The sequence below is a fragment of the Ensifer sp. 38_S197 genome, assembly GCF_056924495.1.
Window position 1 is genome coordinate 1,440,091 of the sequence record NZ_JBXOVZ010000002.1, and the last position, 25,454, is coordinate 1,465,544.

Below are 25,454 nucleotides of genomic sequence, written 5' to 3' on the forward strand. Positions count from 1 at the left end.
TCGGCCGCAAGGTCGGCGCCCTTCGCTTATCTATCGCCCTGATTTCCAAAGCATGCGGAAGCGGCTTGTCGTCGCTCAAATTCTGTGATTGATCTTGGACTTAAATCGATTTTGGTGATCGATGGGCATTGGCAGGCAGGGATGAATTATGGCGGATAACGCGTTGATCGTCGTGGATGTGCAGAACGATTTCTGCCCGGGCGGAGCGCTTCCCGTCGCAGGCGGCGACGAGATCGTGCCTATGATCAACGGCCTGATTGGCCGTTTCGAGCATGTGGTGCTGACTCAGGACTGGCATCCCGCCGGCCATTCGAGTTTTGCTTCCAGCCATCCCGGCAAGACACCCTTCGAGATGATCGCCATGCCCTACGGAGCCCAGACGCTCTGGCCGGATCACTGCATCCAGGGAAGCGCCGGTGCCGATTTTCACCCGATGCTCGAATGGACGCGGGCCGAGCTCCTGATCCGCAAGGGCTTCCGGCCTCAGATCGACAGCTATTCCGCCTTTTTCGAAAACGACCGCCGGACCCCGACGGGTCTTGCGGGCTATCTCAGGGATCGCGGCATCAAGAAGGTGACGCTGTGCGGGCTGGCGACGGATTTCTGCGTGGCCTTTTCTGCGCTCGATGCGGTTGCGCAGGGTTTCTCGACATCCGTCATTCTCGAAGCCTGTCGAGGCATCGACCTCAACGGTTCGCTTCAGGCAATGGTCACGCGCATGCGGGATGCCGGTGTCGAGCTGAACTAGTGTCGAGCCTCGCTTTGAGGAAGGAGCGATTTCACCAATGACGAAGACCGATATCGCCAGGCGTGTCTATAATCATGCCTGGAAGCTCGACCCGATCGTGCGCAGCCTGCTGGACACGGATTTCTACAAGCTCTTGATGCTGCAGATGATCTGGCAGCTTTATCCGGATGTCGATGCGACCTTCTCGCTGATCAATCGCACGAAGACGGTGCGGCTTGCCGACGAGATCGACGAGCAGGAACTGCGCGACCAGCTTGATCATGCGCGCGAACTGCGCTTCTCCAAGAAGGAGATGATCTGGCTCGCCGGTAACACGTTCTACGGTCGCAAGCAGATCTTCTCGCCGGAATTTCTGGCCTGGCTTGCGAAGTTCCGCCTGCCGGAATACGAGCTGAAGCGCAGCGACGGCCAGTTCGAGCTGACGTTCAGCGGCCGCTGGGCCGAGACCACGATGTGGGAAATCCCGGCGCTTGCGATCATCAACGAGTTGCGTTCGCGCTCGGCGATGAAGGGGCTCGGGCCCTTTACCCTCGACGTACTCTATGCCCGCGCCAAGGCGAAGATGTGGTCCAAGGTCGAGCGCCTCCGGCAATATCCGAACTTGCGCATTTCCGATTTCGGCACGCGACGCCGGCACAGCTTCCTCTGGCAGCGCTGGTGTGTCGAGGCGCTGAAGGAAGGGATCGGAAGCTCCTTTTCGGGTTCCAGCAACGTGCTGCTTGCCATGGATACGGATCTGGAAGCGCTCGGCACCAACGCGCATGAACTGCCGATGGTGGCGGCCGCCCTTGCCCGAAACGACAAGGAACTTGCGGCTGCACCCTACAAGGTGTTGCAGGACTGGAATCAGCTTTATGGCGGCAACCTCCTGATCGTGCTGCCCGACTCTTTCGGAACGGCGGCGTTCTTGCGCAATGCGCCCAAATGGGTTGCGGATTGGACCGGCTTCCGCCCGGACAGCGCGCCGCCGATCGAGGGTGGTGAGAAGATCCTCACCTGGTGGAAGAAGATGGGCAAAGACCCGCGGGAGAAGCTCCTGATCTTCTCTGACGGCCTCGACGTCGACACGATCATCGAGACCTACCGCCATTTCGAGGGACGCGTGCGCATGAGCTTCGGCTGGGGCACCAATCTCACCAACGATTTCGCCGGCTGCGCCCCAACGGAAATCAGCGGCCTCAATCCGATCTCGATCGTCTGCAAGGTCAGCGAGGCCGACGGCCGCCCGGCGGTCAAGCTCTCCGACAATCCGCGCAAGGCCACCGGCGACCCGGCCGAGGTTAAGCGCTACCTCAAGTTCTTCGGCTCGGAAGATTTCGTCGAACAGGCCGTCAAGGTCTAGCCGCAAGGCGATTGCAGGAAAGTGTGAGCGGCTTTCCGTCGCTCAAAAAAAGAAACCGGCAGGCGCCGGTTTCAAAAGGGGATCAAAGATGTTGCGACTGTCCATCATCGCAATGTCAAATCTGGCAGTGAAATCTTAAGGTTGCGTTAAGGCGCCAACCTGCCGTTGCGTTTTATCTCTCTAAAACACGAACATGTAGAGAAGAATGATGACGATGAGCGGCACGCCCATGAGCCAGAGAATGATACCCTTCATTTGAAAGTCTCCACGTGACTGCCTTTGAAACGGTAACGCGACATCGGGAGATACGTTCCCCCCGGTGTCGGGCCGGGCGGCGTGCCGCCTCAGCTCACGGCTTGGAACCGGGCCTCTTCGTTGCCCGCACAGTTTCATCGGCAACCCCGCGACGCGAGCAGTCTTCGCGGTCCGTCCGTAGGTTTGACGCCGAGCAGCCGGTTCAATGGTAAAGCCCGGTCAGGCATTGCAGTGGCCGTGCAAGAGGCAAGCGATTGAATATCTTGAGAGAAACTGGTGCTGCTAGAGAGATTTGAACTCTCGGCCTCTCCCTTACCAAGGGAGTGCTCTACCCCTGAGCTATAGCAGCATCTGGCGGCCGGTTGGTGTGTCAGCCGCATCAAGCGAGGGGGCTATTGCCATAGCTGAGCGGGGAGTGCAAGCCGGTTTTCAAAGTTTTTCGTGAAGACCTGTGAGAAAAGTTCCCGCCGCTTCCGAAGACCCTGGTTTTGCGCTAATGCATGACCATGCAGATAGACGACAAAGATGGCGAAAAAAGCCGGCCGGAGCCCGATGGGTTGCGGGCCGAAGGCGAGACGCGCCAGACGAAGAAAAAGGATACGACCGAAGCGGACCTGAAAAAGGCGCGTCTTGCCAGGAACTTGCGCGACAATCTCCAGCGCCGCAAGCAGCAGATGCGGGCGCGCCGTTCGGGCGCCGCCGACGAGGCAAACGGCCTTCCTGCCGCAAAAACGGACGAATCCCAAGATTAGTACGGAGGAGGGGCGGCATTCGCCGGCTCCTTCCCGTTTGCGGGCGGCTCAGCCGTCTGGCGTCCAATTGCATAAATGCCCTCGGTCGGGTCGGCCGAGGGCAGCGACTTCACCGTTATGGCGACCTTCGCGTCCGAATGGGCGCGCGGCGTTCAAGGCACTTCTAATTTCGCGGCGTCTCCACTAAAGAGGCGCCTTCAGACAACACGAAAAATTTTTGGAAAGGCGGGCCAAGCCCGTTCGAGAGGCCTCATGGATCGCATCAGGATTGTAGGCGGCAACCAGCTTAACGGCGTCATCCCGATTTCCGGCGCCAAGAATGCGGCCCTGCCGCTGATGATCGCGTCGCTTCTGACCGACGACACGCTGACGCTCGAAAACGTGCCGCATCTCGCCGACGTCGAGCAACTGATCCGCATCCTCGGCAACCATGGCGTCGACATCTCGGTCAACGGCCGCCGCGAGCGCCAGGGCGAAAGCTACGCCCGCACCATCCATTTCACCTGCCGCAACATCGTCGATACGACCGCCCCTTACGAGCTGGTCTCGAAGATGCGCGCGAGCTTCTGGGTGATCGGCCCGCTGCTGGCCCGTGAAGGCAAGGCGCGCGTTTCGCTGCCGGGCGGCTGCGCCATCGGCACGCGCCCGGTCGATCTCTTCATCGAGGGCCTGACGGCGCTCAGCGCCAACATCGAGATCGACGGCGGCTACGTCAACGCGACGGCGCCGGAAGGCGGCCTGATCGGCGCGCGCTACACCTTTCCGAAGGTATCGGTCGGCGCCACCCACGTACTGATGATGGCGGCGACGCTTGCAAACGGCACGACGGTGCTCGGCAACGCCGCGCGCGAGCCTGAAGTCGTCGACCTCGCCAACTGCTTGAACGCCATGGGCGCCAAGATCACCGGGCAAGGCACCCCGACGATCACCATCGAAGGCGTCCGTTCGCTCTCCGGCGCTCGCCACCGCGTGCTGCCGGATCGGATCGAGACCGGCACCTATGCCATGGCCGTTGCCATGACCGGCGGCGACGTCATCCTCGAAGACACCAGTATGGCGCTGCTCGACACCGCGTTGGAAGCGATCCGCCGGGCTGGTGCCGAGATCACCGAGACGAACAGCGGCATCCGCGTCGTGCGCAACGGCGCCGGCATCAAGCCGGTCGATATCGTCACCGATCCCTTCCCGGGCTTCCCGACCGACCTGCAGGCGCAGTTCATGGGCCTGATGACCAAGGCGAACGGCACCTCGCATATCACCGAAACGATCTTCGAAAACCGCTTCATGCACGTGCAGGAGCTTGCCCGCCTCGGCGCCAAGATCTCGCTCTCCGGCCAGACGGCCAAGATCGAGGGCGTCAGCAGGCTGAAAGGCGCGCCGGTCATGGCGACGGACCTTCGCGCGTCGGTCTCGCTCGTCATCGCCGGTCTTGCTGCCGAAGGCGAAACCATGGTCTCGCGCGTCTATCATCTCGATCGCGGTTTTGAGCGGCTCGAGGAGAAGCTCACCCGTTGCGGCGCGCATGTCGAGCGCGTCAGCGACTGATTTGATCGGTTGCGCCTGATACCGTTGCGGTTTCAGGCGCAACATCCTATGTCCATTTCAATTGTGGCACGGAAAATGTGCGGCGAAACGAAAGGAATGGACGGCATGAATGGTCTGAAGCTGCTGGCGCTCGACGAGGAAGATCTCGCTGTCGTCTCCGCCCACGTCCAGGACGCCGTGTTCAAGGTATCGGGTCTCGAATACGATGCCCGCCGCAAGCAGTTCTCGCTCGTCGTCAACCGCTTCGTCTGGGAGACGGCCGACGGCAAGCGGCGCTCTTTCGAGCGTCGGCGCGCGCTGCTCCTGTTCAAGCGGGTGAATGCGGTCCGCTCGGTCGGCTTTGACCGGCGCGACGATGAAGCGGTGCTCGACCTGCTGACGCTCAAGTTCACGGTCAGCGGCGAGGGGCCGGAAGGCAAGCTCGAACTGGTTCTTGCCGGCGATGCGTCGATCGCGCTTGACGTCGAATGCATCGAAACGCAGCTTGCGGATACTGGCGGGGCGTGGGAAACCGCTTTCAAGCCCAAGCATCCCGAAGGTGCTTGAGCCTGCTACTGCATAGGTCCTTAAATCGGCATCGATTTAAGGGCAAAATTATGCAGCAGCTTTAAAGTGTGCAGCGACCTTAGCGCGTCTCACAAGGACGCGCGGCGCTGTAGACCCGAACGACACTGGCATACAAGGACGTCCCCTTTGGCAATCAGGCTCAATTTTCTCGATGGTGACTTCGAACAAAAGTTCGCGTCATTCCTGACGACCAAGCGTGAGGTGTCCGAGGACGTCAATGCGGTGGTCAAGGCGATCATCGACGACGTGCGCGCGCGCGGTAACGCGGCGCTCGCCGAATACTCCAAGCGTTTCGATGGCGTCGATTTCGCCGTGACGCCGATGGCCGTCAGCGCCGCCGAGATCGATGCGGCGATCCAGGCGGTCGAGCCGGAGGTTCTGGGCGCGCTCAAGGTCGCAGCCACGCGCATCGAGGCCCACCATGCCCGCCAGCGCCCGAAGGATGATGTCTATGAGGACGCCATGGGCGTCGGCCTCGGTTCGCGCTGGACGGCGGTCGATGCCGTCGGCCTTTATGTGCCTGGTGGTACGGCGAGCTATCCGAGCTCGGTGCTGATGAACGCGCTGCCGGCGAAGGTGGCGGGCGTCCCCCGCATCGTCATGGTGGTGCCGGCGACCGGCGGCCAGATCAACCCGGCGGTGCTTGCCGCAGCAAGGCTTGCCGGCGTTGAGGAAATCTACCGTATTGGCGGCGCGCAGGCCATAGCCGCCCTTGCCTATGGCACCGAGACGATCGCGCCGGTTGCCAAGATCGTCGGCCCGGGCAATGCCTATGTGGCCGCCGCCAAGCGCCAGGTTTTCGGCACCGTCGGCATCGACATGATCGCCGGCCCATCCGAAGTGCTGGTGATTGCCGACCGCAACAACGACCCGGACTGGATCGCCGCCGATCTTCTCGCCCAGGCCGAGCACGATGTCGGCGCCCAGTCGATCCTGATCACCGACGATCCGGCTTTTGGCCAGGCGGTCGAGGATGCCGTCGAGCGGCAACTGAAGACGCTGCCGCGCGCCGATACCGCATCGGCAAGCTGGCGCGACTTCGGCGCCGTCATTCTCGTGCCCGATCTCGAAAAGGCCGTGCCGCTGGCCAACCGCATCGCCGCCGAGCATCTCGAGCTCGCGCTCGCCGATCCCGAGCCGATGGTCGCCAAGATCCGCAATGCCGGCGCGATCTTCGTCGGCCGTCACACGCCGGAGGTCATCGGCGATTACGTCGGCGGCTCCAACCATGTGTTGCCGACGGCGCGCTCGGCGCGCTTTTCCTCCGGCCTCGGCGTGCTCGACTACATGAAGCGCACGTCGATCCTGCGGCTTGATCCCGAGCAGTTGCGGATCCTGGGGCCGGCGGCGATCGTGCTTGCCAAGTCCGAGGGCCTTGAGGCCCATGCGCGCTCCGTCGCCATTCGCCTCAATCTCGGGGATGCTGGATGAAGGCGGACCGCAACCTGCGCCTCTGCGATGTCGTTCTGGACGAAACCATCGGCCGCTCGACGCCTGACGTGGAGCACGAGCGCGCAGTTGCGATCTTCGACCTGCTCGAAGAGAACCTGTTCGAACCCGTCGGCCATCCCGGCGGACCTTACAGGCTCAATCTCTCGCTCGTCGATGCGAAGCTGGTCTTCGCGATCTCGACCGAAAAAGGTGGCGACGTCGCCACCCACATCCTCTCGTTGACACCGTTCCGCCGGATCGTGAAGGACTACTTCATGATCTGCGAGAGTTATTATGAGGCGATCCGTTCGGCGACACCAAGCCAGATCGAGGCGATCGATATGGGCCGCCGCGGCATCCACAACGAGGGTTCTCAGACCCTGATGGATCGCCTGTCCGGCAAGATCCGGCTGGACTTCGACACCGCCCGCCGCCTGTTCACGCTCGTCTGCGTGCTCTATTGGCGCGGGTAGAGGCGGGACCGGCATGACGGGAACCGAGGCACCGCATTTGAAAACGCACCGCTCGGTCCTCTTCATGTGCGGCATGAATGCTATCCGCTCCCCGATGGCCGAGGCGCTGGCCAAGGCGGCGCTGCCAGCGGGGACCTATGTCGCCTCCGCCGGTGTGAGGCACGGTGAACGCGATCCGTTTGTCGACGTGGTCATGGCCGAGGTCGGCCTGAGCCTTGGCCGTCACCAGCCCCACACGCTGGACGAACTCGAAGACGATTACTTCGACCTCATCGTCACCTTGGCGCCCGAGGCGCACCACAAGGCGCTCGAATTGACTCGCTCGATGGCCGTCGACGTGGTCTACTGGCCGACGCCGGACCCGACGGTGGCTGTCGGCACCCGCGAGCAGATCGTCGATGCCTACCGTGCCGTACGCGATCACCTTTCGACGCTGATCCAGCACCGGTTGGTCGGCTCGCACAGACGAGGGAAAACTTAAGAGCTTCATCGAAATCCGTGGCTGGTTTCCGACGACGGCTCTTTTGCATGTCTTCTTAGATTCCAACCGATTTGAGGCTAAAGACATGCGGCGGTTCAAAGTGCTATAGCGACTTCTGCGCCTCTGATAGGACGCGCGGCGCCGTAGCCGTCACAAAAGCGCAAAAGCCGGCGTTAGACGGTTCACAAATCCTCGTCGATTGTGTAGTTTCCGGCGAATTTTTCGGGATGCCTGACGTATCCCTAAACAAAGATGGAAAGAACAGTCCTACATGGCGAAAGAAGAAGTCCTTGAATTTCCGGGCGTGGTCACGGAATTGCTTCCCAATGCGACCTTCCGTGTGAAGCTCGAAAACGAGCACGAGATCATTGCTCACACGGCCGGCCGCATGCGCAAGAACCGTATCCGCGTTCTGGCCGGCGACAAGGTTCTCGTTGAAATGACCCCGTACGACCTCACCAAGGGCCGTATCACCTACCGCTTCAAGTAAGCCGCTCCGGCTCTACGCAATTCCTGGAGCATTTCCGCTTCTTCTTCGAATCGCGAAAACGCTCTAACCTTCGGTTTGGATTGCAATTCCAGACGCAAAACCGCCTAACGCATTTTTGCTGGAATTGCTCTGGAGTGACGGTTCGTTCCGATGACAGTGGCCAAGAAACTGATACTGGCGTCCGGCTCGCCGCGTCGCGTCGAAATTCTAGCGCAGGCGGGCATCGAGCCCGCGCGCCTGATGCCGATGGATCTCGACGAGACGCCGAAGCGTGCCGAACATCCGCGTTCGCTCGCAAGGCGCCTGTCGGCTGAGAAGGCGCGGGCGGCACTTGCGGCGATCAAGGGCGAGCCCGGCTGGGACGGAAGTTATATCCTGGCGGCCGATACGGTCGTCTGCGTCGGCCGGCGTATCCTGCCGAAGCCGGAACTCGTCAGCGAAGCCTCCAGCGCATTGCACCTGCTCTCCGGCCGCAGCCACCGCGTCTATACCGGCGTTTGCCTGATCACCCCGGACAAGACGCTCAGGCAGAAGGTGGTCGACACCAAGGTGCGCTTCAAGCGCCTGTCCGGTTTCGATATCGAAAGCTATCTCGCCTCGGGCCAATGGCGCGGCAAGGCGGGCGGCTACGGCATCCAGGGCATTGCCGGCAGCTTCGTGGTGAAACTCGTCGGCTCCTACAGCAACGTCGTCGGCCTGCCACTCTACGAAACCGTCGGCCTGCTTGTCGGCGAAGGCTACGATGTGCACAATCGTTGGCTGGAAGGCTGAGACCGGTGACCGAGGAAACGAAGAAGAGCGGTTCGAACGTCGCGCCCCTGCGGGCGCCTCGACCCTGCCCGGAATGCGGCCGGCCGTCGCATCGGGAGCACTATCCCTTCTGCTCCGACCGCTGCCGCAACGTCGACCTCAACCGCTGGCTTTCCGGCTCCTATGCCATTCCGGTTGCTGACGATGAGTCGAAGGCCGACGACGGCGACGATCGCTAGGGCGTACCGCTGCGGCCGGGGCGCAGGCCCGGCCTTCCCCTCTGCACATCTCTGCCGTGAGCGACGCCCGGAAGTTCCTGCGCGCCGCCGGTGAATGCGGCCGCCGTTTTCGGCCCCCGAAGACCATTTCCTCGTGCAGCGTACCGGGGGAGGCGAACACGATCTCTCTGAATCTCTTTGTCTTTTTGGTTTTTTCAGCTGTCCACAGGATTTCGGTCAAAAAACTTTCATTTGGCGCTGGACACCGCCGAACAAGATGCTATAACCCCGCTCGCTTCCGGGGCAAACACAAGCGCCCCGATGGTTCCGCAAGGGACCGCTGCCCGAAACGGCAGGATGCCCGGATAGCTCAGTTGGTAGAGCAGCGGATTGAAAATCCGCGTGTCGGTGGTTCAAATCCGCCTCCGGGCACCATTTTTCTTCTCGAAGATCTGGTTTCCATGGCGCTTGAAGCGTCAATGACGCGATGCGTCCAAGAGATTTTTAAGGAAGCCAGAGATTGCTTCAGGACGAGAGACGACCGCGAGCGCTGGAACGCGTTCATTGTCACCCCGTTTCCCAAACCGGCTTGGAAGCGCATCTCGTAGCAATCGACTTTCGCTCAGACGCTGACGGCCACCATCGAAGCGGCGTCGAGCATCCTGCAGTCATTCCCGTTGAGTGGTCGCGTTTGCGCGAAGGGAGCGATGACCAGCGTATGCCAGCCGAGCGTTGAGTAGGCTTGCGTAACAACTCCGGCCCATCGCTGATCTGCATTGATCGTCCACTACATCGCAGACGAGACCGGGCGGCTGTTACCTGCGTTACACGTCCGTCGCAGCTTCCGCCTATTCTCACGCCCGGGAGGACCTGAGCGGCGAACGTCTTCGCCGCGTAATCGATGTCACGAAACCGCAATAAAAACAGGGTCGTGGCAGGGTCAACCGAGGATTAGAAATGCGTAAATTTGCCAGGCTCTCTTTAGCAACGCTCGTCGCAGCAACGATCGCCGCCGGTGCGTCCGTTCCCGCTCTCGCAGGAGGCAGCTACTACAAGGGCGTGTCACCGACGCCGGTCAATGAAGGCCACCAGAGCGAGAAGTACAATCCGCCCGGAAAGACCGTAAATCGCCCGCCGCCGAGAAACGGTTCCTACTACAAGGGCATCATGCGCAAGTAGGAAGAGCACGTGAGAGGAAGCCGATGGGCCGAAATGCCGCTTGGCTATCGACCGCCGGTCTGTCTCTCAGACGATGACATCCATGAAAACAAGGAAGGGCGCCGTGGCGCCCTTTCGTTTCAGATCAGAACATGACTGAGAATATCGCCTTCGCTGACCACCAGGTTCGGCGGGTGACCGTTGCGCAGATAATGCTTGCGGTCGCTATCGGCGGTAATGAACACGGCGGTACGGGCAATCTCGTCCGCTGTCATTTGTGTCGTTGGCGGAATGACGGCGATTTCGGAGCGCAGGCCAAGCTCGCGCAACAGTGCCTCGATCGCGCCATGGTCGTCCACGCCGTGAAGGACGAGCCGATCGATTTCCGCGATCGCGTTCGTGTGCCACGTGACGGTCTGGAGAGCGACCAGGAGGGGCAGCGCCCCTCGTACCTGCTGCACTTCGGGATGGTGCTCGAAGCCGCCCAGCATCAGCCGCGTGTAGAGTTCATAGGCGCGAACGTAGTCCTTCTTCATCATCCACATGCGTAAGGCGACGCTCATGCGGACCATGGTGAAGTCCTTGATCTGCGCGTCGAGGTAGGCGCGGCGATCGGCAGTCAGCTTCACAGCGCCGCGTTTGGCGCCGCTATAGAGGAAGTATTCAAGGCCGCCGCGATACGTGTCCCAGCCCGTCAGTGTTTCAGCGTGGCCAGCCTGCGCCCGATCGCGGACGATCTTGGACCGTATCACCTGACGATAGAACGGCTTCTTCAGAAAGGCGACGGCGCCCAGTTCTAGAAAATGCGCGAGATAGGCGAAGGCCCAATAGGCGATGTGCCGGGGTGCCCAAGCGGAGCGCAGAGCTGCGGTCCGGTAAATGCCGATCTCGGGAAAGACATGTCGGTCGATGAGAAAATCGAAAACCGGCTCGAATTCCCGTTTCTTGAACTTCATATCCTTGTCGACGGAGTAGAACGGCGCACCGTCACATCCGTCGATCTCGTCATGCGTGTACCAGGGCGCAAAGCAGGCGGTCACTTCGGGATTGAGATCCAGATAGCGGATCGCCTCGCGCAAGCCATCGTTGATGAGCACGTCGTCGTCAGCCAGATAGACCGTGTACTCACCGACCGCGCGGCTGACGGCGCTGATGACGTTGGAAATCGCGCCAAAATTCTCCGACTGGCGGAAATAGCGAATTGGCAGCCCCTTGGCGATAAAGCGATCGACGATCTCCCGGGTGCTGTCGGTCGAGGCATTGTCGGAGATGACGATCTCGTACTTGTAGGAGAACTGGTAGAGTGCGACGAAGTAGTCGAGCGCCTTTTCGAGGAAGGGCGCGCGGTTATAGGTGGGAATGCAGATGCTCAGCTTAACCTGGCTCACTCGCCTCTCCATTGACAGTCATGCGACATCGAGCCCTCGGCAGACCGCTCGCATCGCGTTTGCTTGCACCGCCGGCGCGAAACAGCAGTGGCTGGCGATGCATCGGCAGGGCCGGACACCTCCAGGCGCAAGGGGCAATGCGCGAAGGGTCCATCCGACGTTCCCTTATTCCGCCTCGATCTTGCGTGAGCCTTATCTTGAACAGAGGTGGGGCGGCGGGCCACGGTTATAGAAGGGGAGCAGAACCCTCCGTTAGCGATTTGTTAACCATGCTGAGGCAGTCTCGATGGCTGTACAACGACGCTCGAACCCCGTGTTCATCGAGCGACCCGCCCCAAAGCAGACGCATTCGTTCATTCCTAAGGGAGCAGAGAAGGATGTACGAAATGGCAGCTCATATGATGAAGATGCTGATGAGCATCATGGCCGCGCTGTCGCTCGGCTCGCTGCTGTTTCTGATGGCCGTTCTCTAACAACGGCCAGTAGTTCGGGCGGCGCGTCCGTCAGGGGTAGAGGTAGAACTGGTCCCAGCTCTCGTGCGGTACAAGCTCGCCGATCTTGTATTCGAACGACAGGACATCCACTGCATGTTTCCTTTAATCGTAACCGATTAAAGGACAAAACATGCAGCAAATCAAAGTGCTACAGCGACCTTTGCGCGTCAGCTAAGACGCGCGGCGCTGTAGGTGCTCCGCGTCGGTACGGCACTTGAACTTCAGCTTGTACCACTCCCCCTGGCTGCGGAAGACTGCGCCCGGCGCCTTCATCTTGTCTTCCTTCACGATGGGTTCGGCGAAGGTGTAGGCGATGACCTTGTCCGGTTTGAAGGTCGACTTGTCGGCGTTGATGCGCTCCATCGCCTCGGTGTCGCATCGCTGTTCCAAGCGGGTCTGAGGGTCAAGCTTTTCGAACTGGCGTACCAGGGATTGGTCCATCGCCGATGCCGGGGAGAATGTGGCGGCGAAGATGAGCGGGTACGCGATTGTCTTCATGCTCGACGAATTCCTGCGATGAAAAAGAACCGGTCCCGGCAAATCACTCCCGGACGCGCCTGCGGTTTCAGTTAAGCATTGTGGCCATTCCAAGGCGCGGAGATCACGCTTCGGAAACGTCGATCCACTCGGCGCCCGTCAGTTCGACGATGCGGGCGGGGCTGATATGCACGGCCGCATTGGTGGCGCCGGCTGCTGGCACGACGATGTCGTAGGCCTTCAGGGACTCGTCGCAATAGATGCTGTGCGGCTTGGCAAGGCCGAAGGGGCAGACGCCGCCGACCGGATGCCCGGTCTCCGCTTCCACCTCGTCGAAGCCGAGCATGCGGGCCTTGGTGCCGAAGCGGGCCTTGTACTTCTTGTTGTCGAGGCGGGCGTCGCCGCGCGTAACGATCAGGATCACGTCGTCGCCGACACGGAGCGCCAGCGTCTTGGCGATCTGCGCCGGCTCGACACCGTGGCCCTCGGCCGCAAGCGCAACCGTGGCGGTGCTCTGTTGCAGCTCGATGACGTCGATGTCGGGGGCATGCTGGGAAAAGAAGTCTTTGACGGAGGCAAGGCTCATGGCGAACGGTTCACGTTATTGAAAAAGCTAGGGCGATCAGCTGCGGGGCAAAGGTCGTCTTCTGCGCCGGGTGCGCAAATCTCTCAATCGTCGTTGGAGGCGTCAAGGTCTTCCGGGCGAAGACCTTCCTGCCGCGGGGGAAGGTAGCCGTGGCTGGTGAACCAGTTCTCGAGGATTGCGATGATCGCCTGGTCTCGCGTCTGCATGCCCGGATGATCCGCGATGAAAGACTTGAGCGCCGTTTCGATCTTGTCGGTGTAAAGCGCGTTCATGCTGGCCTCCCTCTGGCAATATGCGGTTTCCGTCCGGTGACCCGTCCAGCAGATTACAGTGCTACAGCCCCCTTCGCGCGTCCAGATGGAACGCAGGCGCGAAGGGTGACCGCGCCGGTCTGGATCAGGCCTGTTTGACGATTCGGATCAGCACCAGGAGAATGATCGCGCCGATTGTCGCGTGCAGGATTGCGGAGAGAATGCCGCTGCCGAGGGTGATGCCGATCGCCGGAAAGAGGAAGCCGGCGATGAAGGCGCCGATGATGCCGACGACCATATTGCCGACGAGGCCGAACCCGCCGCCCTTGACGATGAGGCCGGCGAGCCAGCCGGCCACGGCGCCGACGATCAGGAAGACGAGAATGCTTTCAATACCCATGAATTGTCCCCTTTCCATTGGATCTCGATTGGAAAGATAGATCAGGAATCGAAATCAGATAGGGGGCAATTTCATCGTAAGGCGATTTTTTGAGCGCTTGGGCGTAAGCGGCAGCGCCGGCCCCCGCGGACACGGCGCCGCTCGATGGTATCAGACGATGCCGCCTCCGCCGCCGGCAACGGCCGGGCGCTCAGCCGCGACTTTCGCGCGGTAGCCGCTGTTTCGATAGGCCGCGACCGGCGCCACCGCCCCGCCATTCTCAAGTCGCGCCATCGCAAGGATCGGCTCGACGTCGGTGCGGAAGGCGGTCTTCAGCGTCTCGCTCGCCATCAGCGCGTCGTTGTCTTCCTGGCAGCCCTCGAGCGCGTTGCGGTCGACGATCAGCGCCTGCGCATAGGCGCGGCAGACCTCGGTCGCGCTCGTCATCAGGCTTTCGATCGGATCGGTGACATTGTGGCTCTGGTCGAGCATATGCGCGGGCCTGAAGCCCTTGGCGCCGCGCGTTTCCGCATCCACCAGCTCGTTGAAGACGAGGAACAGGCGATAGGGGTCGATCGCGCCCGTGTCGAGATCGTCGTCGCCGTATTTCGAATCGTTGAAATGGAAGCCGCCGAGCTTGCCGAACTGGATGAGGCGGGCGACGATCATTTCGATGTTGACGTTGGGCGCATGGTGGCCGAGGTCGACGAGGCAGAAGGCCTTGGGGCCGAGCTCCTGGGCGATCAGGTAATTGGTGCCCCAGTCCTGCACGACGGTCGAATAGAAGGCCGGCTCGAACATCTTGTGCTCGGTAAAGACGCGCCAGTCATCAGGCAATGCCGCATAGACCGATTTCATCGCATCGAGATACCGCTCGAAGGCGCGGGTGAAATTGCTCTGGCCGGGAAAATTCGAGCCGTCGCCGACCCAGACGGTCAGCGCCTTCGAGCCGAGCTGCCGGCCAATCTCGATGCATTCGAGATTGTGTTCCACCGCCTGGCGGCGCGTGGCGGCGTCGACGTGCGACAGCGAGCCGAACTTGTAGGAATGTTGCTGGCCCGGCGCGTCGGAGAAGGTGTTGGAGTTCATCGCGTCGAAGCCGAGGCCGAGCGACGTGCCTTTCTGCTTCAGTTCGGAGATGTCGCTGACCTTGTCCCAGGGGATATGCAGCGAAACGGTCGGCGTCGCCCTGGTCAATTGCTGGATGACTGCGCAATCCTCGAGCTTGTCGAAGATGTTGCGCGGTTCGCCCTTGCCGGGGAAGCGGGCAAAGCGCGTACCGCCGGTGCCGACACCCCAGGAGGGGACGGCGACACCATAGGCGGCGACCTTGCGCTTGATTTCATCGATCGCGATACCGCGCCGGTCGAGCCGCTCGCCGAGGCTCTCATAGTCCCGCCGAAGCGCCGCAAGACGGCTGTCGTTGTCGGCCTCGATCGTTGCCTGGCTGATCATCATCGTCGTCATGGCGTTCTCCTCGATCAGCGCGTGAACGACTGGGCGTTGCCCGCGTCGACGTTGATGATGTTTCCGGTCGATTTCGCCGACATGTCGGAGGCGAGGAAGTAGATCGCCTCGGCGATGTCCTCCGGGAAGACGCTGAGCTTCAGCATCGAGCGTTCGCGATAATGCGCTTCCAGGTCGTCGACATCCATCTTGTAGGCGGCGGCGCGCTGCTCCTTCCATTCGCCCGTCCAGATTTTCGAGCCGCGCAGCACCGCGTCCGGATTGACGACGTTGACGCGGATCTGTGCCGCGGCACCTTCGAGCGCCAGGCAGCGGGCCAGATGGATCTCGGCCGCCTTGGCGGTGCAATAGGCCGAGGCTCCGGGCGAGGCAGCAAGGCCGTTCTTGGAGGCGACGAAGACGACGTTGCCGCCGGCCTTCTGCTGGCGGAAGATGCGGAAGGCCTCGCGCGACACGAGGAAATAGCCGGTCGTCAGGATCTCGATGTTCTTGTTCCAAAGCGCCAGTGTCGTGTCCTCGACCGCGGCGGAGGAAGCAAGGCCGGCATTGGAAACGAGGATGTCGAGGCCGCCGAAGGCGAGCATCGTGTCGCGGAAGCCGTTCTCCACGGCTTCTTCGCTGGTAACGTTCATGCTGACGGAGCGCACGAAATCCTTGCCGTAGCGTGCGGAAAGCTCGCTCGCAGCGGCGGCGAGCGCAGCCTCGTCTATATCGGCCAGCACCACGCAGGCGCCTTCCTGCATCAGCCGGTTGGCGGTCGCCTTGCCGATGCCGCCGGCGCCACCGGTCACGAGCGCGATCCGGCCGGCCAGGCTCTTCGGCTTCGGCATACGCTGGAGTTTGGCTTCCTCAAGCAGCCAGTATTCGATGTCGAAGGCCTCCTGTTCCGGCAGGCCGACATAGGTGGAGACACCGGAGGCGCCACGCATGACGTTGATGGCGTTGACATAGAACTCGCCGGAGATGCGGGCGGTTGCCTTGTCCTTGGCAAAGGTAATCATGCCGACGCCGGGCACGAGATAGACGACCGCGTTCGGGTCGCGCATGGCAGGACTGTCGGCATGCTTGCAGCGCTCGTAATAGGCCGCATAGTCGGCGCGATAGGCAGCGATCGCCTCGGGAAGGGCGGCAAGCGTCCTGTCGATATCGGGATTGGCCGGGTCGAAGTCGATCACCAGCGGCCGGATCTTGGTGCGTAGGAAATGGTCGGGGCAGCTCGTGCCGAGCGCTGCGAGCGGCTCCAGGTCGCGCGCGGTGACGAAATCGAGCACCGCCTGGCTGTCGTCGAAATGACCGACCTTGCGCTCGTCGGCGCTGATCAGCCCACGGATGACAGGCATCAGCTTGCGGGCGACATCGGCGCGGGCAAGATCATCAAGCACCGGCTTCACCGCGCCGCCGAAGGCCGGCTTGGTGTTCTCGGCTTCAAACCAGGCAATCGCCTTGTTGATGATCTCGATCGTCGTCTCGTAGGCTTCCTTGGCCGTGTCGCCCCAGGTGAAAAGGCCGTGGCTTTCGAGCACCACGCCGCGTGCCTTGGGGTTTTCCAGGCAGAACTTCTCCAGCCACAGGCCGAGCTCGTAGCCCGGTCGCTTCCACGGCAGCCAGCCGATGTCGTCGCCGAAGATTTTTGCCGTCAGCTCGCGGCTGTTCTGCGATGCGGCAATCGCGATGATCGCGTCGGGATGCATGTGGTCGACGTGCTTCTTCGGCACATAGGCGTGCAGGGGGGTATCGATGGAGGCGGCGCGCGGGTTGAGGTTGAAGGTGCAATGGGGCAGGTAGCCGACCATCTCGTCTTCGAACGCGACGCCGCGATAGATCGACTTCAGCGCGTTGAGCTTGTCCATGTAGAGCGTCGCGAAGCCGTCGAGCTTGATCGTGCCGACGTCGCCGCCCGAACCCTTGACCCAGAGAACCTCGACCGTGCCGCCGCCCAGCGGATCCTTCTCCATCACCTTGGCCGAGGTGTTGCCGCCGCCGTAATTGGTGATGCGCTTGTCGGAACCGAGCAGGTTGGAGCGGTAGAGCAAACGCTCGGATTCGCTCATGCCGGCAGCCTTTGCCTCGTCCCAAAGGTTTGCAAGTCGTGCGCCCTGCTGCTTGTCGAGCATCTCGAATTCCTCCCGGTCTGATGCCGCGCGGCTTGGCGGCCGCGCAGAGATGTGGTTGGCATCAGATCACAGGACTTGAGTGTTAAAGTCAATCAAAAACGATCAAGTTCGCGCATATTGCGCTGCACAATGAAAAAATATGATTGATTGTGATTGACAATGGTCGATCGTGATGGAAGCATTGATGGTATCGGAGGAGCGTATGCACGAGAAAGAAAGACACCGGATCATTCTGTCGGCGGTTCAGGAAAAACCCGTCGTCACCGTCCAGGAACTGGTCGATCTGACCGACAGTTCCGAGGCGACGATCCGGCGCGACATCGCAGCGCTTCACGTACAGAAGAAGCTGCGCCGCGTGCGCGGCGGCGCCGAGGCGATCAACCCGCCGCAATTCGTCGGGCTTGCCGGCCGTCCGTTCAAGGTCAACGAGGGACTGCATGCCCGCGAGAAGCAGGCGATAGCCAAGGAGGCGGTGGCACTCTGCGAGGATGGCGAGCCGATCATCATCAATGGCGGCACGACCACCTTCCAGATGGTGCATTTCCTTAGCAATCGCCGCATGCAGGTGTTCACCAATTCCTTCCCGATCGCCGAGCATCTGCTGAAGCACTCGAAGAACACGGTGATGCTGTCGGGCGGCACGATCTACCGCGAGCAGAACATCATCCTCAGCCCCTTCGACAACGACGTGACGCGCAACTTCTATGCGCGCCGTATGTTCATGGGGGCTCAAGGGCTGGGGCCGCTCGGCCTGATGGAGGCCGATCCGCTTCTGATCCAGGCGGAACAGAAGCTCATCGACCAGGCCGACGAACTCGTCGTGCTGGTCAACTCGTCGAAATTTCACAAGCGCTCCAGCCTCATCCTCTGCGGGCTGAAGCGGATCGCCACGGTGATCACGGATTCGGGCATCGAGGACAGGCATGCCGCGATGCTCGAAAATGCCGGGGTGAGGCTGGTCGTTGCTAGCAGCAGGGCCGGCATGGATGCGGAGAACATGTCCTCGTCCGCCTGAAGCGGGCGAGGTGAGGGGAAGGTGACGGTCACGGTCGATAAGGGGCCGGGTCGTTGCCGAACGGAGGAAGTCGCGCCGGCTGCGTGTTTCGCGCACGGTCAATGGGAGGAAATGAGCATGAAGATCCTGAAGTCACTGATGGTCACGGCCGCCGTTTCGCTGGCGCTGATGGCCAATGCCGCACATGCGGAAAACAAGAAGATCGCCCTCGTCGTCAAGGCGCTGGGCATCGGCTTCTTCGAGGCTGCCAACAAGGGCGCTCAGGAAGCGGCCAAGGAATTGGGCGATGTCGAGGTGATCTATACCGGCCCGACCTCGACGACGGCGGAAGGCCAGATCGAAGTGATCAATTCGCTGATCGCCCAGAAGGTCGACGCGATCGCCGTCTCCGCCAACGACACCGACGCCCTGGTGCCGGCGCTGAAGAAGGCGATGGACCGCGGCATCAAGGTGATCTCCTGGGATTCCGGCGTCGCCAAGGAAGGCCGGATGATGCATCTCAACCCGTCCTCGAATGCGCTGATCGGCAACATGATCATCAAGCTTGCCGCCGACAACCTGCCTGAGGGCGGCGACGTCGCCGTGCTGTCCGCTTCGGCGACCGCGACCAACCAGAACACCTGGATCGCGGAGATGAAGAAGGTCCAGGGCAACTACAAGGGCATCAACGTCGTCGCGACCGTCTATGGCGACGACCTTGCCGACAAATCCTATCGCGAGACACAAGGGCTCATCCAGTCCTATCCGAACCTGAAGGCGATCATCGCGCCGACCTCCGTCGGCATCGTTGCGGCGGCGCAGGCCGTCACCGACGCCGGCAAGATCGGCCAGATCAACGTCACGGGACTCGGCCTTCCCTCGGAAATGGCCGGCCACGTGAAGTCGGGCGCCTCCAAATCGTTTGCGATCTGGAACCCGATCGACCTCGGCTATTCCGCGACGATGCTTTCCTACGACCTGATCAACGGTGCGGAGGCCAAGCCCGGTGCCGAGTTGAAGATGGGCCGCATGGGCACGGTCAAGCTCGACGACAACAATGAAGGCGCCATGGCCGATCCGTTCGTCTACGACGCCAAGAACGTCGAGGAATTCGCCAAGATCTTCTGATCTGCGAAGGGAGTTTGCCCCTCATCCGGCCTGCCGGCCACCTTCTCCCCGTCCGACGGGGAGAAGGGAACACGTGGCGACGCCTCGCCCTTCATGAGCGTCGGCACCCACTAGCGTGTCCCTCTCCCCGCTGGCGGAGAGAGGTCTAGGGTGAGGGGGCTTCCTTCTCCGAAAGAAGATGAAGGCGGCCTCGTCGTAAAGACCGCTGCCTACTTGAAACGACTGAATTGGTGGACTGACTCTTGCTCCAGGATACGCTCACATCGCGGATAAAGCCCGCCATCGCGCTTAAGGGGATCTCGAAGTCCTTCCCTGGCGTCAAGGCGCTCTCCGACGTTTCGTTGTCGCTCTATCCGGGATCGGTGACCGCGCTGATCGGCGAAAATGGCGCCGGCAAATCGACGCTGGTGAAAATCCTGACCGGTATCTATCAGCCGGACCAGGGCACGATCTCCGTCGGCGATCAGGAGGTGCATTTCCCGACGGCGCTTGCCGCGGCCCGCGCCGGCGTCACCGCGATCCACCAGGAAACCGTACTCTTCGATGAGCTTTCGGTTGCCGAGAACATCTTCCTCGGCCACGCCCCGCGCAACCGCTTCGGGCTGATCGACTGGAAGAAGCTCAATACCGATGCGCGCGCCCTGCTGGCGCGAGCCGGTGCCGATTTCGATCCGACGATCCGGCTCCGCGATCTCGGCATCGCCAGGAAACACCTCGTCGCGATCGCCCGCGCCCTTTCCGTCGACGCCCAGGTGGTCATCATGGACGAGCCGACCGCCGCGCTGTCGCACAAGGAAATCCATGAGCTCTATGCTCTCGTCGAGCGACTGAAGGCCGACGGCAAGGCGATCCTCTTCATCAGCCACAAGTTCGACGAGATCTTCCGCATTGCCGATCGCTATACCGTCTTCCGCGACGGAACCATGGTGGACGAGGGACTGATCGCCGATGTCAGCCAGGATAAGCTGGTGCGCCTCATGGTCGGCCGCGCCGTCGGCTCGGTCTACCCGAAGAAGGACGTGGCGATCGGCGAGCCGGTGCTGACCGTCTCGGGCTACCGCCACCCGACCGAATTCGAGGACATCAACTTCGAGCTTCGCCGGGGCGAAATCCTCGGATTCTACGGCCTCGTCGGCGCCGGCCGCTCGGAGTTCATGCAGTCGCTGATCGGCGTCACCCGGCCTTCCGCCGGTGCGGTTCGGCTCGACGGCGAGGTGCTGGTAATCCGCAGCCCGTCCGAAGCGATCCGCAGCGGCATCGTCTATGTGCCCGAAGAGCGCGGCCGGCAGGGAGCGATCATCGGATTGCCGATCTTCCAGAACGTCACCTTGCCGTCGCTGTCGCGCACCTCGCGCTCGGGTTTCCTGAAACTTGCCAACGAGTTCGCGCTTGCCCGCGAATACACCTCGCGTCTCGACCTGCGCGCCGCTTCGCTCGACCAGGATGTCGGCACGCTTTCAGGCGGCAACCAGCAGAAGGTCGTCATCGCCAAGTGGCTCGCGACGAGGCCGAAGGTGATCATACTCGACGAGCCGACCAAGGGCATCGATATCGGTTCTAAGGCGGCGGTCCATGCCTTCATGAGCGAGCTGGCGGCCGAAGGTCTGAGCGTCATCATGGTCTCCTCGGAAATCCCCGAAATCATGGGCATGTCCGACCGCGTCATCGTCATGCGCGAGGGCCGGATTGCCGGGCGGTTCGAGCGCGCCGAACTGACGGCGGAAAAGCTGGTGCGCGCCGCCGCCGGCATTCAGGAGGCCGCATGATGGCGAAGTTTCTCAAGAACCGTGAGCTCCTGCTCGTCGGCGCGATCGCCGTGCTGCTCGCGCTGATCACCTTGCGCTTTCCACCCTTCGTGGCGCCCGCCAATCTTGCGCGCGTCTACAACGATACGTCGATCCTGATCATTCTGGCGCTTGGCCAGATGGCCGTGATCCTGACGCGATGCATCGACCTTTCGATGGCCGCCAACCTGGCGCTTTCGGGCATGGTGGCCGCGATGCTGAACGCGGCCTTTCCGGGCCTGCCGATCCCGCTGATCATCCTTGCAGCGATCGCGCTCGGCACGGCGCTCGGCATGATCAACGGGGCGCTCGTCTGGAAGCTCGATATTCCGCCGATCGTCGTCACGCTTGGCACCCTCACCATCTATCGCGGCCTGATCTTCCTCCTGAGCGGCGGCAAGTGGATCAATGCCCACCAGATGAGCGACGCGTTCAAGGCGCTGCCGCGTGACGAGCTTGTCGGATTTCCGGTTCTCTCCTGGCTGTCGCTGGTCATGATCGGGCTCGTCTTCCTGCTGATGAGCCGAACGGCGCTCGGGCGCGCCTTCTATGCCGTCGGCGGCAATCCGCATGCGGCCGTCTATACCGGCATCGACGTCGGCCGAACCCGCTTCTCGGCCTATTGCCTTTCGGGTGCGCTCGCCGGGCTTTCCGGTTATCTCTGGGTGTCGCGCTACGCCGTCGCCTATGTCGACATCGCTGCCGGTTTCGAGCTCGATATCATCGCGGCCTGCGTCATCGGCGGCATATCGATCGCCGGCGGTATCGGCACTGTCGCAGGCGCGGTGCTCGGCGCGCTGTTTCTTGGCGTGATCAAGAATGCCCTGCCGGTCATCAACATCTCGCCCTTCGCCCAGATGGCGATTTCGGGCATGGTCATCATCATTGCCGTTGCCGTCAACGCTCGCGCCGAACGGCGCAAGGGACGCGTCATCTTGAGAAAGGCGGAGGCTGTCTGATGGCTGAGACCCACCTTACCCCGCGCAACGTCCCCGATCGCCTGGAAGGCCGTGGCGCGCGTCTCTTGAAGAGCTGGGAAAGTCTGCTTTTCGTCGTCGCCTGCCTGATCTTCCTGGGCAACTCGCTGGCATCGCCGTACTTCCTCGACCCCTGGAACCTTTCGGACGCGACGTTCAACTTCACCGAAAAGGCGATGATCGCCTTTGCCATGGCGCTGGTGATCATTTCGGGCGAGATTGATCTCTCGGTGGCCTCGGTCATTGCGCTCGCCTCGACGGCGATGGGCTATGCCGTCCAGCTCGGTTTCGATACGCCGGCGCTGGTGGCGATCGGCCTTTCCGTCGGCCTCGTATGCGGCGCCATCAACGGCCTTTTGATCACCGGTCTCGGGCTTCCGTCCATCGTGGTGACCATCGGTACCATGAGTCTCTTTCGCGGGCTTTCCTTCATCATCCTTGGCGACCAGGCCTTCACCGGCTATCCCGACAGCTTCTCCTGGTTTGGCCAGGGATATGTCTGGTGGGTGTTCTCCTTCGAGTTCACGCTCTTCGTCCTCCTTGCTGTCGTCTACGGCGTCGTGCTGCACAAGACCAATTTCGGCCGTGCGGTCTATGCCATCGGCAACAATCAGACGGCGGCGCTCTTCTCCGGCATCCGGGTCGCACGCATCAAGTTCATCCTCTTCCTGTTGACCGGGCTGATGGCCGGGCTCGCCTCGATCTGCCTGACTTCACGCCTCGGCTCCACTCGTCCCTCGATCGCGCTCGGATGGGAGCTCGAAGTGGTGACGATGGTCGTGCTCGGCGGCGTCAACATTCTCGGCGGCTCCGGAACCATTCCCGGCGTCGTGCTCGCGGCGCTGATCATGGGCATGGTGACCTTCGGCTTCGGCCTGCTCAACGTGCCTGGCATTGTCATGTCGATCTTCATCGGCCTGCTGCTGATCTCGGTGATCGCGCTTCCGATCCTCTGGCGGCGCGCGCGCCACCGTCTTGCGCATTGAGGTTCCCATGGAAAAATATGCGTTCCGCATGCGGCTGAACCCTGGCATGGCGGCCGAATACAAGGCCCGGCACGACGCGATCTGGCCGGAGCTGGCGGCGCTTCTGAAGGAGGCCGGCGTCTCCGATTATTCCATCCATCTGGACGAGGAGACCAACCTGCTCTTCGGCGTGCTCTGGCGGACCGACGATCACCGCATGGCCGACCTGCCATCCCATCCACTCATGCAGAAATGGTGGGCCTACATGGCCGATATCATGGAAACCCGTGGCGACAACGAGCCAGTGGCCGTACCGCTCACGACCGTCTTTCATATGGACTGATGTGATGCGGGCCGTTGGCGTTATCGATATCGGCAAGACCAATGCCAAGGTCGCGGCAGTCGATCTCGACCGTTTCGAGGAAATCGCCGTTCGCAAGACGGCGAATGCGGTACTCGCTGACGGTCCTTATCCGCATTTCGATATCGACCATCTCTGGGCCTTCCTGCTCGAGAGCCTCACGGCGCTCAATGCCGAACACGCCTTAGAGGCAATCTCGATCACCACCCATGGCGCGACGGCGGTGGTGCTTGATGCGGCCGGTGATCTGGCGCTTCCGGTGCTGGATTATGAATATGCCGGCCCCGACAGCCTTGCTGCCGAATATGATGCGGCGCGGCCGCCGTTTTCCGAGACCGGCTCCGCACGCCTGCCGATGGGCCTCAATGTCGGCGCGCAACTCTATTGGCAGCAGAAGACCTTTCCGGATGATTTTGCGCGGGTCGCCTCGATCCTCACCTATGCGCAATACTGGACCTATCGCCTGACGGGCGTGCTTTGCAACGAACTGACCTCGCTCGGCTGCCATACCGATCTCTGGAATCCGCGAGCCGGGACCTTCTCGTCCCTGGTCGAGCGGCAGGGTTGGCGGCCGCTTTTCGCGCCGGTGCTGAAGGCAAGCGATATCGCGGGCGCCTTGCGGCCGAAACTCTGCGCCGCGACCGGGATTGCGGCCGACACGCCTGTCTATTGCGGGATCCATGACTCCAACGCCTCGCTTCTCCCGCATCTGCTGACGCGGGCCTCGCCCTTCACGGTGGTCTCCACCGGCACCTGGGTCGTCATGCTGGCGGTCGGCGCGGAGCCGAAGCCACTCGACGAACATCGCGACACGCTCATCAACGTCAATGCGCTTGGCGATCCCGTGCCCTCGGCCCGCTTCATGGGCGGCCGGGCGTTCCAGCTTCTATTGGGGGAAGGGGCGGTTCCCGCAACGCCGGACGTGGAGGCGGCCGTCGCCAAAGCCGGCCATATGCTGCTGCCGTCGATACCCGAGGGCTCCGGTCCCTTTCCGGCTTCAAAGGCGATCTGGACGACCGACGAGAAGGCGCTTGGCCCCGCCGAGCGTTTTGCCGTCGTGTCGTTTCACCTGGCGCTGATGACGGCCACCTGCCTCGATCTGATCGGAGCGCGCGGGGAGGTCGTCGTCGAGGGACCGTTTGCGGTCAATACGGCCTATCTGCGTATGCTCGCAGCCGCGACGGGCCGGCCGATATTCGCCGATCCCCACAACGTTACGGGTACGAGCCTCGGGGCAGCCTGCCTCGTCAGTGGATCCAGGGTCAGGACCGGGGTCCGGCCGGTTGCGGGCGAGGTTCCCGGGAGCTTCGTTACCTATGCGCGCGCATGGCGCGAGATGGCGCTCGAACATGCGGACAAAGAAAAGCGGCCGTAGAACATCCGCTCACGGTCGCAAGATGCTTGGTTGTGTCAGTAAGAGACGAGCCAGGGCCCGATCAAAACACAGAGCTGCGCTTTACCGACCGGTTGTGCTCGATGTTGAGCACGATCGATACTGCCATCATTGTCAGGATTGCGGTGAGTGCGGCGCCAATTCCAAGAACAATCATTGTTCGTTTCCTGTAAGCGCATCGTCATGATGTCGCTTTACCTGGATCACGGTGATTTGGATCGCACCGACCCAATCATAAACGTGATCGATTTCTCATAAGTTAGAGCAGGATGCGGGAGGAAAACCGCACACACTTTTCCCCATCCCATTCTCGCGAAGGTTTCTTCGCGCACTCGGCGCCCACTTCACTTTCGCTTCGATACGCGAGCGCAAGTCGAAGTACAATTCTAAACTCTTGTGATTGAGAACCTGTTGGTTTCAGGGGTCTTTATTACAGTTTTGTTGCAGTGCGAAAACACGCGCGAAAACACCCTGCGAACTTTAGTG

General features: G+C 61.7%; 26 protein-coding genes, 2 tRNA genes and 1 pseudogene. 20 read left to right on the forward strand and 9 right to left on the reverse strand.

Annotated elements, in window-relative coordinates; all coding sequences use genetic code 11:
- Positions 1-148: 148 nt before the first annotated feature.
- Positions 149-748, forward strand: coding sequence for a bifunctional nicotinamidase/pyrazinamidase (gene pncA / locus AC1Z3V_RS20035; RefSeq protein WP_429812655.1), 600 nt, complete (start codon positions 149-151; stop codon positions 746-748).
- A gap of 37 nt (positions 749-785) precedes the next feature.
- Positions 786-2,090 carry a nicotinate phosphoribosyltransferase gene (gene pncB / locus AC1Z3V_RS20040; protein WP_483501299.1) on the forward strand — a complete coding sequence of 435 codons (1,305 nt, stop codon included), beginning with the start codon at positions 786-788 and terminating at the stop codon, positions 2,088-2,090.
- A 529-nt stretch (positions 2,091-2,619) separates the two neighbouring features.
- On the opposite strand, the gene AC1Z3V_RS20045 is transcribed toward pncB, so the two are convergent.
- Positions 2,620-2,694, reverse strand: a tRNA-Thr gene (locus AC1Z3V_RS20045).
- 208 nt (positions 2,695-2,902) lie between these two features.
- On the opposite strand from AC1Z3V_RS20045, the gene AC1Z3V_RS20050 reads away from it, so the two are divergent.
- From AC1Z3V_RS20050 to AC1Z3V_RS20100, 11 genes are all read left to right on the forward strand, one after another.
- Positions 2,903-3,097: a hypothetical protein gene (locus tag AC1Z3V_RS20050; protein ID WP_483504120.1), complete on the forward strand. Its 195-nt coding sequence runs from the start codon at positions 2,903-2,905 to the stop codon at positions 3,095-3,097.
- 252 nt (positions 3,098-3,349) lie between these two features.
- Positions 3,350-4,642: a UDP-N-acetylglucosamine 1-carboxyvinyltransferase gene (gene murA, locus AC1Z3V_RS20055; protein ID WP_483501301.1), complete on the forward strand. Its 1,293-nt coding sequence runs from the start codon at positions 3,350-3,352 to the stop codon at positions 4,640-4,642.
- A gap of 105 nt (positions 4,643-4,747) precedes the next feature.
- Positions 4,748-5,188: a DUF2948 family protein gene (locus AC1Z3V_RS20060; protein ID WP_483501303.1), complete on the forward strand. Its 441-nt coding sequence runs from the start codon at positions 4,748-4,750 to the stop codon at positions 5,186-5,188.
- Between the two features lie 147 nt (positions 5,189-5,335).
- Entirely contained in the window at positions 5,336-6,640 is a 1,305-nt protein-coding gene (gene hisD, locus AC1Z3V_RS20065) for a histidinol dehydrogenase (RefSeq protein WP_483501304.1), read from the forward strand.
- On the forward strand, positions 6,637-7,113 hold the full coding sequence (locus AC1Z3V_RS20070; RefSeq protein WP_173515559.1) for a UPF0262 family protein: 477 nt from the start codon (positions 6,637-6,639) through the stop codon (positions 7,111-7,113). Before hisD ends, AC1Z3V_RS20070 begins: the two co-directional genes overlap by 4 nt.
- Before the next feature lie 13 nt (positions 7,114-7,126).
- Positions 7,127-7,594 carry an arsenate-mycothiol transferase ArsC gene (locus tag AC1Z3V_RS20075; protein ID WP_483501306.1) on the forward strand — a complete coding sequence of 156 codons (468 nt, stop codon included), beginning with the start codon at positions 7,127-7,129 and terminating at the stop codon, positions 7,592-7,594.
- A 271-nt stretch (positions 7,595-7,865) separates the two neighbouring features.
- Positions 7,866-8,084: a translation initiation factor IF-1 gene (gene infA / locus AC1Z3V_RS20080; RefSeq protein ID WP_004435948.1), complete on the forward strand. Its 219-nt coding sequence runs from the start codon at positions 7,866-7,868 to the stop codon at positions 8,082-8,084.
- A 150-nt stretch (positions 8,085-8,234) separates the two neighbouring features.
- The gene (locus AC1Z3V_RS20085) at positions 8,235-8,855 is read left to right on the forward strand and encodes a Maf-like protein (RefSeq protein ID WP_429812636.1); all 621 of its coding nucleotides are present in this window, start codon (positions 8,235-8,237) and stop codon (positions 8,853-8,855) included.
- A gap of 5 nt (positions 8,856-8,860) precedes the next feature.
- Positions 8,861-9,073, forward strand: a complete 213-nt coding sequence (yacG, locus tag AC1Z3V_RS20090) for a DNA gyrase inhibitor YacG (RefSeq protein ID WP_429812633.1) — start codon at positions 8,861-8,863, stop codon at positions 9,071-9,073.
- A gap of 338 nt (positions 9,074-9,411) precedes the next feature.
- Positions 9,412-9,487, forward strand: a tRNA-Phe gene (locus AC1Z3V_RS20095).
- A gap of 522 nt (positions 9,488-10,009) precedes the next feature.
- Positions 10,010-10,231 (forward strand): hypothetical protein, encoded by a 222-nt coding sequence (locus AC1Z3V_RS20100; RefSeq protein WP_483501308.1) that lies wholly within the window; start codon positions 10,010-10,012, stop codon positions 10,229-10,231.
- 119 nt (positions 10,232-10,350) lie between these two features.
- Here the strand turns inward: AC1Z3V_RS20100 and AC1Z3V_RS20105 are convergent, their stop codons facing one another.
- The 8 genes and pseudogenes from AC1Z3V_RS20105 to AC1Z3V_RS20140 all read right to left on the reverse strand — a co-directional run bounded on the left by AC1Z3V_RS20105 (position 10,351) and on the right by AC1Z3V_RS20140 (position 17,366).
- Entirely contained in the window at positions 10,351-11,598 is a 1,248-nt protein-coding gene (locus AC1Z3V_RS20105) for a glycosyltransferase family 2 protein (protein WP_483501309.1), read from the reverse strand.
- A 503-nt stretch (positions 11,599-12,101) separates the two neighbouring features.
- Positions 12,102-12,179: pseudogene (locus tag AC1Z3V_RS20110) on the reverse strand (DUF930 domain-containing protein); the annotation flags it as partial.
- Positions 12,180-12,263: 84 nt separating this feature from the next.
- Positions 12,264-12,590, reverse strand: a complete 327-nt coding sequence (locus AC1Z3V_RS20115) for a DUF930 domain-containing protein (protein ID WP_429812624.1) — start codon at positions 12,588-12,590, stop codon at positions 12,264-12,266.
- 103 nt (positions 12,591-12,693) lie between these two features.
- Positions 12,694-13,155 (reverse strand): YbaK/EbsC family protein, encoded by a 462-nt coding sequence (locus tag AC1Z3V_RS20120; protein ID WP_247958125.1) that lies wholly within the window; start codon positions 13,153-13,155, stop codon positions 12,694-12,696.
- 83 nt (positions 13,156-13,238) lie between these two features.
- The gene (locus tag AC1Z3V_RS20125) at positions 13,239-13,427 is read right to left on the reverse strand and encodes a hypothetical protein (RefSeq protein ID WP_429812622.1); all 189 of its coding nucleotides are present in this window, start codon (positions 13,425-13,427) and stop codon (positions 13,239-13,241) included.
- A gap of 124 nt (positions 13,428-13,551) precedes the next feature.
- Entirely contained in the window at positions 13,552-13,806 is a 255-nt protein-coding gene (locus AC1Z3V_RS20130) for a GlsB/YeaQ/YmgE family stress response membrane protein (protein ID WP_483501311.1), read from the reverse strand.
- 150 nt (positions 13,807-13,956) lie between these two features.
- Positions 13,957-15,252 (reverse strand): L-rhamnose catabolism isomerase, encoded by a 1,296-nt coding sequence (gene rhaI, locus AC1Z3V_RS20135; protein ID WP_483501313.1) that lies wholly within the window; start codon positions 15,250-15,252, stop codon positions 13,957-13,959.
- A 14-nt stretch (positions 15,253-15,266) separates the two neighbouring features.
- Entirely contained in the window at positions 15,267-17,366 is a 2,100-nt protein-coding gene (locus AC1Z3V_RS20140; RefSeq protein WP_483501315.1) for a bifunctional rhamnulose-1-phosphate aldolase/short-chain dehydrogenase, read from the reverse strand.
- A gap of 202 nt (positions 17,367-17,568) precedes the next feature.
- Here AC1Z3V_RS20140 and AC1Z3V_RS20145 point away from each other — a divergent pair, with 202 nt between their 5' ends.
- From AC1Z3V_RS20145 to AC1Z3V_RS20175, 7 genes are all read left to right on the forward strand, one after another.
- A complete protein-coding gene (locus tag AC1Z3V_RS20145) occupies positions 17,569-18,381 on the forward strand; it encodes a DeoR/GlpR family DNA-binding transcription regulator (protein WP_483501317.1) in 813 nt (270 codons plus the stop codon).
- A gap of 117 nt (positions 18,382-18,498) precedes the next feature.
- The gene (gene rhaS / locus AC1Z3V_RS20150) at positions 18,499-19,488 is read left to right on the forward strand and encodes a rhamnose ABC transporter substrate-binding protein (RefSeq protein ID WP_173515571.1); all 990 of its coding nucleotides are present in this window, start codon (positions 18,499-18,501) and stop codon (positions 19,486-19,488) included.
- 269 nt (positions 19,489-19,757) lie between these two features.
- A complete protein-coding gene (locus AC1Z3V_RS20155) occupies positions 19,758-21,254 on the forward strand; it encodes a sugar ABC transporter ATP-binding protein (RefSeq protein ID WP_483504121.1) in 1,497 nt (498 codons plus the stop codon).
- On the forward strand, positions 21,251-22,231 hold the full coding sequence (locus AC1Z3V_RS20160; RefSeq protein WP_429812610.1) for an ABC transporter permease: 981 nt from the start codon (positions 21,251-21,253) through the stop codon (positions 22,229-22,231). Before AC1Z3V_RS20155 ends, AC1Z3V_RS20160 begins: the two co-directional genes overlap by 4 nt.
- Positions 22,231-23,235, forward strand: coding sequence for an ABC transporter permease (locus tag AC1Z3V_RS20165; protein WP_483501319.1), 1,005 nt, complete (start codon positions 22,231-22,233; stop codon positions 23,233-23,235). The genes AC1Z3V_RS20160 and AC1Z3V_RS20165 overlap by 1 nt, the downstream gene beginning before the upstream one ends.
- 7 nt (positions 23,236-23,242) lie before the next feature.
- Complete coding sequence (gene rhaM, locus AC1Z3V_RS20170) at positions 23,243-23,557, forward strand: L-rhamnose mutarotase (protein ID WP_429812605.1); 315 nt, start codon at positions 23,243-23,245, stop codon at positions 23,555-23,557.
- 4 nt (positions 23,558-23,561) lie between these two features.
- Entirely contained in the window at positions 23,562-24,950 is a 1,389-nt protein-coding gene (locus AC1Z3V_RS20175; protein WP_483501321.1) for an FGGY-family carbohydrate kinase, read from the forward strand.
- Positions 24,951-25,454 lie beyond the last annotated feature (504 nt).